Source organism: Arcobacter venerupis, assembly GCF_013201665.1.
Classification (GTDB): domain Bacteria; phylum Campylobacterota; class Campylobacteria; order Campylobacterales; family Arcobacteraceae; genus Aliarcobacter; species Aliarcobacter venerupis.
The window spans coordinates 847,033-860,968 of sequence record NZ_CP053840.1 but is presented as its reverse complement, the minus strand read 5'-3'; the positions used below and the strand labels follow the sequence as shown (position 1 = coordinate 860,968).

Genomic DNA, 13,936 nt, shown 5'->3' with positions numbered 1-13,936 from the left:
ATTTATACTAATGCTTCTTTTAAAACATCTTCTATTACATCAACAGCTTTTATTTCCATTGCATCTTTTACTTCTTGAGGAATTTCATCTAAATCTCTCTCGAAATTTTTTCTAGGAATTAATGCCTTTTTCATTTTTGCTTTGTATGCTGCAATTAGTTTCTCTTTTAATCCACCAATTGGTAAAACTTTTCCAGAAAGTGTTAATTCACCAGTCATTGCAATATCTGATTTTATTGGCTTTTCAGCTAAAATCGAAGCTATTGTTAAAGCCATTGTAATACCAGCACTTGGTCCATCTTTTGGCGTTGCACCCTCTGGAATATGTAAGTGAATATCATATCTTTTATAAACTTCACTTGGATCAATCATAGTTTTATCTGTGATTTCTTGTGAAGATTTTGGAATGATTTCACTATCAATTAATAAAACACCCTTATCTATTAAAACTTTTACAACTGAATAAGAGATTCTTGAAGACTCTTTCATAACTTCTCCAAGATTTCCAGTTACTGATAGAGAACCTTTTCCTTTTAATTTAATAGCTTCAATTTTAAGAACATCTCCACCAACAGAAGTCCATGCTAATCCATTTGCAATCCCTATAGAATTTTTCTTATCTGCTGGGTCAATTTCAAAAATCGGATTATCTAAATATGCTTTTAAATCTTTTGTAGCAATTGTTACTTTTTCAATTGTGTCATCATTTAAAATCTGTTTTACAACTTTTCTAAATAGTTTTGAGAATACTCTTCGTAAATTTCTAACCCCTGCTTCTCTTGTATATTTTGAAATAATCATCTCAATAGTTGCTTTGTTTAGACTTACTTCAGATTTTTGAAGTCCATGTTTTGCTAACTCTTGAGGAATTAAATAATCTTTTGCAATATGATATTTTTCATTTGGAGTATATGATGAAATTTCAATAAATTCCATTCTATCTCTTAGTGGTGCTGGAATCTTTCTAACATCATTTGCAGTTGACACAAAAATAACTTGAGATAAATCAAGTGGAAAATTTAGATATAAATCCCTAAATTCATGATTTTGTTCAGGGTCTAAAATCTCTAACATAACAGCAGTTGGATCACCTCTGTGATTTGCTCCTATTTTGTCAATTTCATCTAAAACCATTACAGGATTCATTTTTTTTGCGTCAATAATACCTTTAACTAATCTTCCAGGCATTGCTCCAACATAAGTTCTTCTGTGTCCTCTTAACTCATTAACATCTTCCATCCCACCAAGAGCAATTCTGATTAATGGTCTTTGTAATGCTTTTGCAATTGAGTTTGCCAATGATGTTTTACCAACACCTGGAGGTCCTACAAAACATAAAACTGTACCTTTAGATTTTAAATCTTCAATATTTCTTTGCTCAAGTAGTTGTTTAACAGCAAAATATTCAGAGATTCTCTCTTTTGGTTTTAATAGTGAATAATGGTCTTTGTTTAATTGTTCTTCAACATTTTTTACAGATATTTTTTCATTTGCATATTCACCAAAAGGAATATCTAAAACTTGCTCAACATAAGTTTGTAAAAGTGAAGCATCAGGAGAATCTGGATTCATTCTTCCAAGTTTTTCAACTTGTTTTTTTGTCTCTTTATAAGCTTCTTTTGGCATAAACTCTTTTTTAGCTTTTAATCTTTTTTTGTAAGCTTTAATCTCTTCATCTTTTTGATTATCACTTCCAAGTTCTTTTTGAATAGCTTTAATTTGTTCTTTTAAAAAGTAGTCTTTGTGAGTTTTTTCAATTTTTGAGTTTACTTTTTGAGTAATTTCTTTTTGAATTTTAAAAGATTCAATCTCTTTTTTAATTACTTCAATAATATCAAACAGTCTTTGTTCAATATTTGTTTGGGCAAATAGTTTATAAGCTTCATCTTTTTTCACTTTTAAAACAGATGAAATTAAATCTGCAATTCTTGTAGCATCATCATTTTCTTCAATAGTTTTTACTAAATCAGCTGGAAACTTAATATTTAATCTTGATAGTTTTTTTACATTTTCAATCAATACTTCAATAACAGATTTAATACTCTCAGGATTTGCTTCTTCACTTCTTAAAATATCAACTTTTGCAAATAAAGAGTTTTCCATAGTAAACTCTGAAATATGACCTTTTACTAAACCTTGAAAAAGTACTTTTATTTTACCATCAGGTAAAGATACTTTTCTCATTATATTTCCAACAACACCTACATCATAAAAAGAATCAGCTTCTCTTTTTCCTTCTTTCCCATGCTTTGAAACAGTAACAACTACAAGTTTGTTATGTTCAATAGCATATTCAACTGCTTTAATATTGTCTTCATTACTTAAAAATAAAGGAGCAATCATAAAAGGATATAAAAATATATCATCTTCTATTATTAAAGGTATAGTTTGTGGGAATTCATCATAATTTTCTAATTCCATCTAATTTAACTCCTAAAATCTATAAAATTTATTCAAATATTGCTCTGTAATATGGAACATCTACAGGTACAATTTCTGTTGGTTCAACCCAAGAATTTTTTACTTTTTGGTCATAAAAAGCACTTCCTAATTCTTTATCTCTTCTTATATAAAGCTCTGCAATTTCTTTATCCATTGAAGCTTTTGCCATATATAATCTTGAATTAATTGTATCAACTAAAGGCATATAAGGTGAATTTTTATATTTCACTTTAAACTCATTAATTTGAGTTAACGTGTCTTCAATTAATTGTTGATCTCTAAATTGGTATTTAAATCCTAAAAAGTTTGCTTTAATTTTTAGATATCTTGCATAATCAATATCTTTACTTAAACTAAATCTTTTAATATATTCATCTAAATAGAAGTTTGCAAGAGCATACTCTTCTTCATCAATGTGTGCATTTACTAATATCAACATAGCAGTTGGAACAAAAGGTGTATTTCTGTGTTCACTTTCTAAAGATGTATAAGTATCATCAGCTGCATCTAAATCACTAGAAGCTATTTGTTTCAACATTTTGTTATACCAATAAATTGCTGGTTTATTATATTCTTCATCTTTCTTACTTGAACAAGCAGTAAGTACAAAGGCTGTACAAGCTATTAATAATAAGTTTTTTAGTCTAAAGCTTCCGTTCATTTTAAATATCCTTTCTCATAAAAGTGATATTCTATCTAATACTAGCTTATTTTTTTGGCAGTTTGTTTTATATAAAACTAAACAAAATATTTATTTTTGTTTGGTTAAATTAAAAAGTATAATAAAAAGCAAGCAAATGCTTATTGAAGATGAAGTAAATGGTACACTTTTTGTATATAAAGAAATAAACTTAAAGGAATCATATGGTTTGTAAATTTCAAGAAATAAGTGATTTTTTTCATAAGTACTCACAACTTTTAGAAGGTATTGAAGAACAAGAATTAAAAGAACTATTAGAAACATTTCCACATGCCTGTAAATTTGTAAAAACACTTGATGAGGATATTGTTAAATGTGATGATTTAGAATTAGTATCACAAAAAACTTTAGAATTACTAAATGATGCATATGAGCATGAATATACAAAAGATGATATTTTAAAATTTGCAGGAGTGACATGCAAAATATTTGATATTGTTGATGCTCCTAAATATCATGTTCCATTTATTTTAGTTATATTGTCAAAACTCTAATATTTATCACTTGATGCTTTACTTTGCAATAAATAATTTAATTTAATACTATTTTGTATCAAAATAATAGCTTAGGAATTATCTGCTATAATTAATCTAAAATAATTAAAAAGGCAATATAATGAAACTTACATTAATTGGTAATGGTATTATGGCACAATCATTAGCAAGAGGATTAATAAAAAATCATGAAGTTGAAATCATTGGAAGAGATAACGACAAACTAAAAGCAATTCAAGAAAAAATCCCACAAATAACAATAAAAGTATTAGAAGACAATGAAGATATTACAGGAAAAAATATATTATTTTGTGTAAAACCATATGCGCTACAAAGCGTTTCAGCAAGACTTTCAGGAAATGCAAATATATTATTATCTATTTTAGCTGGGACAAAACTTGAGACATTAAAAAAACAAATAAAAGCACAACACTATATTAGAACTATGCCAAATGTTGCAGCATCAGTTCAAAACTCAATGACTACAATTACAGGTGATAATGAAGCAAAAATGGTAGCTATGGAAATATTTTCTAGTATAGGTCAAGTTATTTGGGTAAATACAGAAGACCAACTTGACATTGCAACAGCAGTTGCAGGAAGTGGACCTGCATATTTAGCGCTAATTGCAGAAGCTCTTGCAGATGGTGCTGTTAAAGCTGGACTTGAAAGACATCTTAGTTACCAATTAGTTCAAGGTTTATTTTCTGGAACTGCATCATTATTAAAACATTCTCACCCTGCAATCATCAAAGATTCGGTTATGAGTCCTGGTGGCACCACAGCTGCTGGATATGCAAAACTTGAAGAGTGTGGAGTGAGAGACGCAATGATAAAAGCTATTGAAGAAGCTCACAAAAAAGCTACAGAACTTGGAAAAAAATAGTTTTACCTTAATAGAAACTCTAATTAGTATCACTTTTTTATCTGTTGTGATAAGTGGATTTATATATTCTACTTATCACGATGAAACAAATCAAAAAAACTATATGTTATTAAATAATTTAGAAAATAGTTTTAGTACAAAAAATTACACTAACTTTTTAAAAACAACTCAAAATCTACAAGTTACAATAAATGAAGAACACACTGAAAATATCGTTGTTTCAAAATATCAATTTGAAAATGAAAACATAAAAGTTTTTAAGTATGAAAAATAGTTTTTCTCTTCTGGAAATAATTTTAACCCTAATAATCTCATCAATAGTAATAGTCTATTCTACCCTTTTTACAAAAGAGTTATTTTTTGAAAATAAAATAAATCAACAAATAGAAATCCAAAAAATAGATTTATTATCTACAAAAGTGTTTTTTGGAAAACATCTAAATGAACTAGATGAATTTAGTTATTCAAATAATAATTTATACTTTAAAAATAGTTTATTACTTGAAAATATAAAAGAGTTTAAATTAAATAAAAATGCGAATAAAATCTCTATTCATATAAATTTAAACGATAAAATCATCCAAAACTGGGAATTTTTGATATGAAAAAAGCTTACACACTTTTAATAACAATAGTATTAATAACACTATTTTCAGTTTTAGGAATTTTTATATTAGAAACAAAATCACTAAGAAGTGTAAATTTAACAAATCAATATTTGTATATTCAAGCTAAAAATCATAAAGAATTTTTAAAAAATTATCTAAAAGATATAAATTTAAAAGGAATAAATCATCTAAAAATTGAAGATGACTTATTTGATATTTATGCAAAAGTAGAACCAAAAGATTCTACTTTTATCCTTGATATTTTTGTAAAAGCGAAAGATTATAATATTTCACTTTATGAAAGAGTTGTTAAAGAATAACATCCAAAACTTTTTTAGCTAAATTCAAAGCTTTTGTTCTGTGAGAAAACCCTTTTTTGGCTTCATATCCCAACTCTCCTAAAGTTTTATCAAAACCATTTGGAATAAACATTGGGTCATATCCAAAACCACCATCACCTAACTCTTTATTTATCACATTTCCATACATCCAACCATGAACTGTATAAACTTCATTTTTATAAACTATTGAAATACATGCTGTATAAAATGCAGGTGTAATTTCTAGATTTTTTGCATTTAAATTTTGGATTAATTTTTCATTATTTTCTTTGTCAGTTGAACCAATTCCTGCATATCTTGCTGAATAAATTCCTGGTTCATTATTTAAAGCTGGTACTGTAATTCCCGAATCATCAGATATTACAATCACATCTTTTTGTCCTATTTTTTGGAGTTCATCATAAATAGTTTGTGCTTTCTTAATAGCATTACCTTTGAATGTATCTTGGTCTTCATCTATTTCTATTTTTCCTAAAATTTCACTAAAAGCAATTACCTCATCATGGGGCATTAATTTTTCAAATTCTGCGATTTTACCTTTGTTTGCAGATGCTAAAACTATCTTCACTATTATCCTTTTCAAGCTATTATTAACTATTATTAACTATAATCACGACAAATTATATTATGTTTAGGATTATAAATGATTAAATCAGTTTTACCCCTTAGTGCAATTATAGCGCTAAGATTTTTCGGTTTATTTTTAGTTTTACCAGTTATATCAGTATATGCTATGAATTTAGAAGGTGCAACTCCAACTTTAGTTGGAATTGTAATTGGTGGTTACGCTTTAACTCAAATGATATTCCAAGTTCCATTTGGAATAATTAGTGACAAATTAGGAAGAAAAGGCACAATTATCATTGGATTATTACTTTTTGCTATTGGTTCTTTAATTTGTGCTATTTCTACTGATATTTATTCTTTATTATTAGGAAGACTTTTACAAGGTGCTGGTGCTATTGGTGCCGTTGTAACTGCAACAATTAGTGATTTAGTAAAAGAAGAACAAAGATCAAAAGCGATGGCTACAATGGGAATGTTTATTGGAGTTGCATTTGCAGCATCAATGGCAGCAGGTCCTACAATTGGTGCAAAATTTGGTGTTGAAACTCTATTTTACATTACTATGTTTATCGCACTTGGTTCTATTTTTGTTTTAATTAAAATGGTTCCAAATCCTCCACATATAACTCACACTTACAATAAAAAAGTTGAATTGGGTGCAGTTTTAAAAAATGTAAATCTAATTAAAATGAATATCACAAACTTTTTACAAAAAGGTTTAATGACATTTGCATTTATGATTATTCCAATGGTTTTAACTAAAACTTACGGATGGCAAATGTCTGATTTATGGCAAGTATATATTCCTGCTATGATTTTTGGATTTCTTTCAATGGCACCTGCTGCGATTATTGCAGAAAAAAAAGGTAAATTTAGAGAAATTTTAATCATTGGTATTGTTTTCTTTGCTGTTTCTTATTTAATTATTGGATTTAGTACAAGTGCAGCTGTATTTGTAATTGGTGTTGTTATATTCTTTATTGGATTTAATATGCATGAACCAATTATGCAATCTCTTGCTTCAAAATTTGCAAAAGTTCATCAAAGAGGTTTAGTTTTAGGAATCTTCAATTCAGCTGGGTATTTAGGAACTTTCCTTGGTGGTATGATTGGTGGAATGTTTTATCAAGATGTAACACTTAGTACTTTAGTTGTTGTAATCGCAGTAATTTGTGTTTTATGGGCAATTTTGATTATTACTATGGCAAATCCATCTAAGAAAAAATTTGCTTATTTGTCACTTAATGAATTCCATTTAGAAAATAGTGGAAATTTAAACCATACAGCTATTGACGAGTGGTATATAAATAATACTGAAAATATAATTGCGATTAAATATGATAATGAAAAAATTAGCGAAGAAGAGATAAAAAATCTCTTAAAATAATTTTACATATTTAATCAAATATTGGCTATCATATTGTTAAAAAAGGAGATAAGATGAAAAAAATATTAATAATATCTTTTATTCTTATCTCTTTTTTCTCTCTTTTTTCAACTGCTTCAAAAACCTTTAATATTGACCAATCAAAAGTAGATGCCATAGAGAAAAAATTTGGTGTTCAAGGAAAAAATAGAGTCGAAGCTTGGGATTCTATGATTGAATCTTCAAAAAATGAATCTATTTTAAATCAACTTAAAAATGTAAATGATTTTTTTAATCAAATTACTTACAAATCAGATTCAAGTGTTTGGGGAGTTAAAGATTATTGGGCAACACCATTTGAATTTATGGGAATTGGGGCAGGAGATTGTGAAGATTATGCAATAGCGAAATACTTTTCTTTAATTAAATTAGGGGTTCCAGATGAAAAACTAAGAATCACTTATGTTTCTTATAGAAAAGCAAATAGTAAATATGAAGAAGCTCATATGGTTTTGACTTATTATCATAAAGTAGGAGTAGAACCTGTTGTTTTAGATAATATTAATAAAACTTTACAACTAGCATCAAAAAGACCTGATTTAAAACCTGTTTATAGTTTTAACGCTTCTGGATTATGGCAAGCTAAAACAAAAGGTGAAGCAAGAGTTGGGAATAATGAACTTAGATCTTGGAAAGATTTAATGAGTAGATTTTAATAAAGGAATACAAAATGTCTTTGTCTAAACAGTTATATATAATCATATCAATAATATTTTTTATGATTTTTGCAGGTAATTTTATTATTAGTGTTAAAAACACTAAAGAGTATTTAGAAACGGAGTCAGTAACAAAAGCTCAGGATACAGCAACTTCTTTGGGAATGAGTTTAAGAAATCTTCTAAAAGATAAAAAAGACCCTGAAATCGAATCAATTATAAATGCCATTGCAAATAGAGGTTTTTATAAAGAGATTAGATTAGAAAACTCTTATTTTGCAATAAATGATAGTGATTTGTTAAAAAATACAAAAGATTTAGATAATGATAAATGGCAAATTTCTGATGTAAAAGTTGATGATAAAATTGGAAAAATTGATGTTTTAACATCTGTTTCAAGTATGGAAAATGAATTAAATGCATTAGAACATCCTGATGAAATAAATACTCAAACCCAAACTGATATTCCAGAAGTCGAAAATAGTTATATTTTTACACCAAATGAAAACTTACAAAGTGGCAAAAATATAATTGTTTCTTTTACCGCTTCAAATATTAATGGTAAAAAAATCAATGCAACTTCTTCTTTAGCTATTAATAATGTTTTAGTAAAAGTTACAAGAGATGTAAAATTTGATTATATTCCACAATGGTTTATAAATCTAATTCCAATTGATTTAGTTGAACAATCAAGTGAAATAAGTGATGGTTGGCAAACAAGTGCAATTATTTATGTAAGTGCAAATCCAGGTGATGCATATGCTAAACTTTATGACCAAGCCAAAAGTGCAAGTATTTATGCACTTATTGCCTTTTTAATTTCAATGGCTTTAATATTTATTTTTGTTCAATATATTTTAAAACCACTTAAAAAACTTGAAAAATTAGCAAATAATATTGCAAGTGGAAAATTTGGTCTTATAGAAAGTCTTCCATGGACAACAGAAATAAAAGCAGTTGCCATTGCTTTTAATGATATGTCGACAAAAATAGAAGCAATTATAAATAGATTAAACAATACCCTTGAAAGTCTAAGTAAAAAACTCTCTAGCGATGAATTAACAGGACTTTGTTTAAAACAAAATTTTGAAACAGATATGAAAAAGATGTTTATAAATAAATCAACTGGTTATGTATTTGTAATTAAAATAGCTGATTTAGCATCTTTTGCAAAATCACATACAACAAATGAAGTTGATAATTTTATTAAAAAATTTGCAAAAATACTAAAATATACAAAATTAAATGATGAGATGAAAATTAGTGCATATAGATTTTTTGGTTCAGAATTTGCTTTAATTATTAAAAATTCTAACTATGAAGATGCTGTAAAATTTGCTCAGTTATTAAAAAAAGAGTTTGAAGAATTAGCACTTGAATTCAAAAAAAGTGAGATTGCTCATGTGGGGGGAACGCCATTTAATCCAATTGGAACAACTCCTGAAATTTTACAAAGTGCAACTCAAGCTAATGAAAAAGCAACTTTAATTGGACCTAATGAATTTTTTATTACAGATACAAATGAGTTAGCAAGAGATATGGAATCATGGAGAGATTTAATTTTTGACATAATAGATAATTCAAGATTTGATGTTAATTATATTGGAAATTGCAAAGTTTTAAATTCAAATGATGATAACGTTGTTATGCAAGAGGCTTTTGCAAATATTAAAGATAAAGATGGGAATAATATTCCAATAGGAACATTTGTTTCAATCGCTGAAAAATATGAAAAAATAGTTGAATTTGATAAAAAAGTTATTGAAAAAGTTGTAAATCATATTTTAATAAATAGTATTAAACATGATATTTCAATTAACTTATCATTAGAATCAATAAATAATACAGCATTCATTGCATGGATTAAAAATAAAATTCTTGAAAACAAAAGTATTGCTCCTCAACTTGTATTTTCTGCAACTGCTTATGCTGTTGCAAAAAATGAAGATAAGTTCAAATTCTTTGCAGATGAAATTCATAAATGTGGTGCAAAAATAATTATAAAAAGATTTGAATCTAAATTTATTCCACTTGGAAACTTAAAAGATTTTAATTTAGATTATATAAGATTAGCTAGAGATTATACTTGCGATATTTGTAAAGATTATTCAAAACAAAGTTTTGTTGAATCAATTAGTGAATTGGCATCTTTACTTAATATTAAAGTTTTAGCTGAAAATGTAAAAAATGATGAAGATATTGAATTCCTAAAAAACTACAATTTATATGCAGTAAGTAGATAATTTCTACTTATTGCATAACTTTATTAATATATTATTTATATAACTTTTATATAATCCTTTGTTCATTTAAAAAGGAAAATAATGTTTGAAAAGATTCTAAGATTTTTTGTTGAAAATTCTCGGATGAACTATACTTTGTTCATTCTTGTATTTGCTATTGGTATTTGGTCTTATACCAAAACTCCCAAAGAGATATTTCCTAATTTTGAACTTGATATGATTTCAATTAAAGGATCATATAGTGGTGCTAGTGTTGATATTCTAGATAAAATGGTTGTAGTTGAAATTGAAGATAATATTAAAAATATTGACTCTATTGATACTATGTCTACGATTATAAGTCCTGGAAAATTTACTATTGTACTTGAACTAAAAAAAGGTCACGATAAATATGTAGAAGCGGATAAAATTAAAGATGTAATAACTTTAGTTAAAACAAATCTTCCCTCTGATATGGATGAACCTTCTGTTAATACCCTTGATAGAACTAGATCTTTAGTTGATATTTCAGTTACTTCTAAAAAAGTCTCAACTGATGATTTAAAACCTTTTGCTGATGATTTAAAAAGTAAACTTCTTACAATAAATGGAATAAATGAAATTTCAATTTATGGCGATTCTGATAAATATTTTGAAGTATTATTAGATGAAAGAAAAATTGATGCTTTAAATTTAAATAAAAGTGATGTGTTTACTGTTATTTCAAATTTATCATATATTTTCCCTATTGGAAAAATTGAAGATCCAAAAAAACACTATTACGTATCAACAAATAATGGAGCAAAAACAGCCCAAGAGTTTGAAAATACTTTAGTTAAAATTTCAGGGAAAACTCTTTATATAAAAGATATTGCAACTATTGGTAAAAAATATGAAGATTCTTCAACTTTATACTCTTTTAATGGAAAAAATTCCTTATCTCTTCAAGTTGTTCAATCAGATACAGCAGATGCTATAAAAATTGTAAATGAAATTAAAAAACTCTTACCAGATATAAAAACTAAAAATCCAGATATTGATATTTCAATTGCTGATGATAACAGCGAAAGAATTGTTGATAGGTTAAATGTTGTAAGTTCAAATATTATGCTTGGAATTATTTTAATTACAATAATTGTTGCTCTTTTAATTAATCTAAGAATGTCTTTTATAATAATTGTTGGAATTCCAACATCTTTTGTACTTGCAGCTATTTATTTCTATCTTTCTGGATATACAATAAATATGATTTCTCTCGTAGGTGTTTTAATAGCCATAGGAATAGTTGTAGATGATGCAATAGTTGTAAGTGAAAATATACAACAACATATAGAAGATGGCTATCCTCCTAAAGAAGCTGCTATTATGGGTGCAAAAGAGATGGTTGAACCAGTTACCATAGCTTCTCTTACAACATTGTTCTCATTTTTGCCAATTTTAATGATTAGTGGAACAATGGGTGAAGTTATGAGATTAATTCCAATTGCCTTAAGTGCTTTGGTTGTGGCCTCTTTAATTGAATCATTTATTTTCCTTCCAATTCACGCAGCACATACTTTAAAAACTGATGATAAAGTGACTTCATGGGAAAAAGCAAATGAGATTTACAATAAAATCATTCATTTTTTTATGAATTGGAAAAAAAGTTTTATTGTGATTTTTTTAATTATGGTTCCTATTTTAACTTTTGAGTTTATAAGCAATTCAAGATTTCAAATGTTTCCAAAATTTGACTCAACAGATGTAAAAATCACAATAAAAGCAAATGCAAATACAACCCTTGAACAAGCCTTTGAAATAGTAAGTTCAATAGAATCTGATTTGATAAAAAAAAGTGACCAATTTTATATTAGAAATATAAGTTCAGTTGCAGGATATAGAAAAGATGTTGGAAATAATACAGAAAATTTCCCTTATGCTATGTATATGACAGTTGAATTACAAAAAGCAAAAGCTTCAAATTTCTTAGATAAATATGTAACTCCATTTTTAAGTTTTCATTATGATGAGGAAGGAAGAACAAGAGAGATAAAATCAGATGAAGTATCTACTCAATTAAAAGAATTTTTAGTACTAAATGATTATAAGAAAAAATTTAATCTTGATGAAATTGAAGTATTAGAAAAAAAAGTTGGACCTATTAAATCAGATATTCAAATAGGAATTGTAACTTCAAATAATCAAAAAGCAATAACTGCTGTTCAAGAACTAGATAGTGAACTAAAAAAAATAATTGGAATTAAATCTTCTTCAAACTCTTTAAAATTTGGTATTGATGAAATAAAAGTAAAAGTTAACTCTTATGGGGAAGAGTTAGGACTTACTGAATCATTTATTGGAAATTATCTTTCAAATTTATATCTTCTAAAGAAAAAGGCTGTATCTTTTGATGAAAAAGAGATGTTAGACATAAAAATAAAATCTCAAAATAAAGATGATTTTGAAAGTTTTAAAAATACAAAAATTCCACTATCAGATGGAACTTATGTTGCTTTATATGAAGTTGTAGAGTTAAATAGTATAAAAGCTTTTGAGCAACTTCTAAAAGATAATGGAATCAAAAATTTCTATGTTTTTGCAAATGTAAATCCAGATGTTATAACAGCAAGTGAGGTTCTAAATAAACTAAAACCTACTTTAGAGAAAATAGAAAAAGATGGAGTTAAAATTGTATTAAAAGGAGAAGCTGAAAAAAATGCAGAATTAGGACATGATATGTTACTTGCAACTGCTTTTGCTCTTGTATTAATAATGCTTTCTATGCTTTATTTATTTAACTCATTTAGAGAAACTTTTATAGTAATGAGTGTTATTCCTTTTTCGATTTTAGGAGTATTAATAGGACATCAAGTTATGGGATTAAATCTATCAATGCCCTCACTAATTGGGGCATTAGGACTTTCAGGAGTTGTAATTAATGATGGAATTATTATGATGACTTATCTAAAAAAAGCAAAAACTTTGGATGAAATTTTTCAAAGAGCCACAAAAAGATTTAGACCAATTGTAATTACCACGGTAACTACAGTTATTGGGATGTTAACTTTGATTTTATTTCCAAGTGGAGAGTCTGTAATTTTCCAACCAATAGCAATTGCTTTAGGATTTGGACTTGCATGGGGAACTGTATTAAATCTTATTTATCTACCAATTTTATATACCTTAACACATAAACTTAGAAAAATGCCTAAAGAGTAAATAAATAATAAAAGAAAAAGAAAAATATCTTCTTTCTTTTATTTGGTTTTCTATTATAGAAATATTTATAAACGTCGCCCTCGAATGATTCGAAGTAAAATCATTACAATTGCAATAACTAATAAAATATGAATAAATCCACCAATTGTTGTTGAAGTAACAAGACCTAAAACCCATAAAACAAGTAAAATAATAGCAATTGTTTCAAGCATTTTGAATTTTCCTTTAGTTAAATTTACGAAGTGAATATAAGAGTTATTTGTTACATATTCAAATACTTATTATTAGTGTATCTGAATAAGTAGTTTTTCTTGATTTTTTATTAAGTAATAAATTCTCAACTTTAACCTAAAGAATAAAAACAAAACCTGTAAGCGCAGAAGACTCATTTCATAAG

Annotated in this window: 13 protein-coding genes; 9 read left to right on the top strand and 4 right to left on the bottom strand. The window is 26.9% G+C overall.

Annotated features, from left to right (window positions below; genetic code table 11):
• Window positions 1-2 precede the first annotated feature (2 nt).
• Window positions 3-2,420, bottom strand: coding sequence for an endopeptidase La (gene lon / locus AVENP_RS04205; RefSeq protein WP_128357459.1), 2,418 nt, complete (start codon window positions 2,418-2,420; stop codon window positions 3-5).
• A gap of 28 nt (window positions 2,421-2,448) precedes the next feature.
• The gene (locus AVENP_RS04200; RefSeq protein WP_128357460.1) at window positions 2,449-3,102 is read right to left on the bottom strand and encodes an outer membrane protein assembly factor BamD; all 654 of its coding nucleotides are present in this window, start codon (window positions 3,100-3,102) and stop codon (window positions 2,449-2,451) included.
• Window positions 3,103-3,305: 203 nt separating this feature from the next.
• Between AVENP_RS04200 and AVENP_RS04195 the strand changes: the two genes are divergently transcribed.
• From AVENP_RS04195 to AVENP_RS04175, 5 genes are all read left to right on the top strand, one after another.
• Window positions 3,306-3,635: a hypothetical protein gene (locus AVENP_RS04195; protein WP_128357461.1), complete on the top strand. Its 330-nt coding sequence runs from the start codon at window positions 3,306-3,308 to the stop codon at window positions 3,633-3,635.
• A 121-nt stretch (window positions 3,636-3,756) separates the two neighbouring features.
• Window positions 3,757-4,521: a pyrroline-5-carboxylate reductase gene (locus AVENP_RS04190; RefSeq protein ID WP_128357462.1), complete on the top strand. Its 765-nt coding sequence runs from the start codon at window positions 3,757-3,759 to the stop codon at window positions 4,519-4,521.
• Window positions 4,508-4,795 (top strand): type IV pilus modification PilV family protein, encoded by a 288-nt coding sequence (locus tag AVENP_RS04185; RefSeq protein ID WP_128357463.1) that lies wholly within the window; start codon window positions 4,508-4,510, stop codon window positions 4,793-4,795. Before AVENP_RS04190 ends, AVENP_RS04185 begins: the two co-directional genes overlap by 14 nt.
• The gene (locus tag AVENP_RS04180; protein ID WP_128357464.1) at window positions 4,785-5,126 is read left to right on the top strand and encodes a hypothetical protein; all 342 of its coding nucleotides are present in this window, start codon (window positions 4,785-4,787) and stop codon (window positions 5,124-5,126) included. The genes AVENP_RS04185 and AVENP_RS04180 overlap by 11 nt, the downstream gene beginning before the upstream one ends.
• Entirely contained in the window at window positions 5,123-5,449 is a 327-nt protein-coding gene (locus AVENP_RS04175; RefSeq protein WP_128357465.1) for a hypothetical protein, read from the top strand. Before AVENP_RS04180 ends, AVENP_RS04175 begins: the two co-directional genes overlap by 4 nt.
• Here AVENP_RS04175 and AVENP_RS04170 read toward each other — a convergent pair.
• Window positions 5,439-6,038 carry a non-canonical purine NTP pyrophosphatase gene (locus tag AVENP_RS04170; RefSeq protein ID WP_128357466.1) on the bottom strand — a complete coding sequence of 200 codons (600 nt, stop codon included), beginning with the start codon at window positions 6,036-6,038 and terminating at the stop codon, window positions 5,439-5,441. The two genes, AVENP_RS04175 and AVENP_RS04170, sit on opposite strands and share 11 nt — an antisense overlap.
• 75 nt (window positions 6,039-6,113) lie before the next feature.
• Between AVENP_RS04170 and AVENP_RS04165 the strand changes: the two genes are divergently transcribed.
• The 4 genes from AVENP_RS04165 to AVENP_RS04150 all read left to right on the top strand — a co-directional run bounded on the left by AVENP_RS04165 (window position 6,114) and on the right by AVENP_RS04150 (window position 13,539).
• Complete coding sequence (locus AVENP_RS04165) at window positions 6,114-7,424, top strand: MFS transporter (protein ID WP_128357467.1); 1,311 nt, start codon at window positions 6,114-6,116, stop codon at window positions 7,422-7,424.
• 53 nt (window positions 7,425-7,477) lie between these two features.
• Entirely contained in the window at window positions 7,478-8,119 is a 642-nt protein-coding gene (locus AVENP_RS04160) for a transglutaminase-like cysteine peptidase (protein WP_128357468.1), read from the top strand.
• A gap of 14 nt (window positions 8,120-8,133) precedes the next feature.
• The gene (locus AVENP_RS04155) at window positions 8,134-10,362 is read left to right on the top strand and encodes a bifunctional diguanylate cyclase/phosphodiesterase (RefSeq protein ID WP_128357469.1); all 2,229 of its coding nucleotides are present in this window, start codon (window positions 8,134-8,136) and stop codon (window positions 10,360-10,362) included.
• Between the two features lie 81 nt (window positions 10,363-10,443).
• Window positions 10,444-13,539 (top strand): efflux RND transporter permease subunit, encoded by a 3,096-nt coding sequence (locus tag AVENP_RS04150; protein WP_128357470.1) that lies wholly within the window; start codon window positions 10,444-10,446, stop codon window positions 13,537-13,539.
• Between the two features lie 65 nt (window positions 13,540-13,604).
• Here the strand turns inward: AVENP_RS04150 and AVENP_RS04145 are convergent, their stop codons facing one another.
• Window positions 13,605-13,751, bottom strand: coding sequence for a lmo0937 family membrane protein (locus AVENP_RS04145; RefSeq protein ID WP_128357471.1), 147 nt, complete (start codon window positions 13,749-13,751; stop codon window positions 13,605-13,607).
• Window positions 13,752-13,936: the final 185 nt, after the last annotated feature.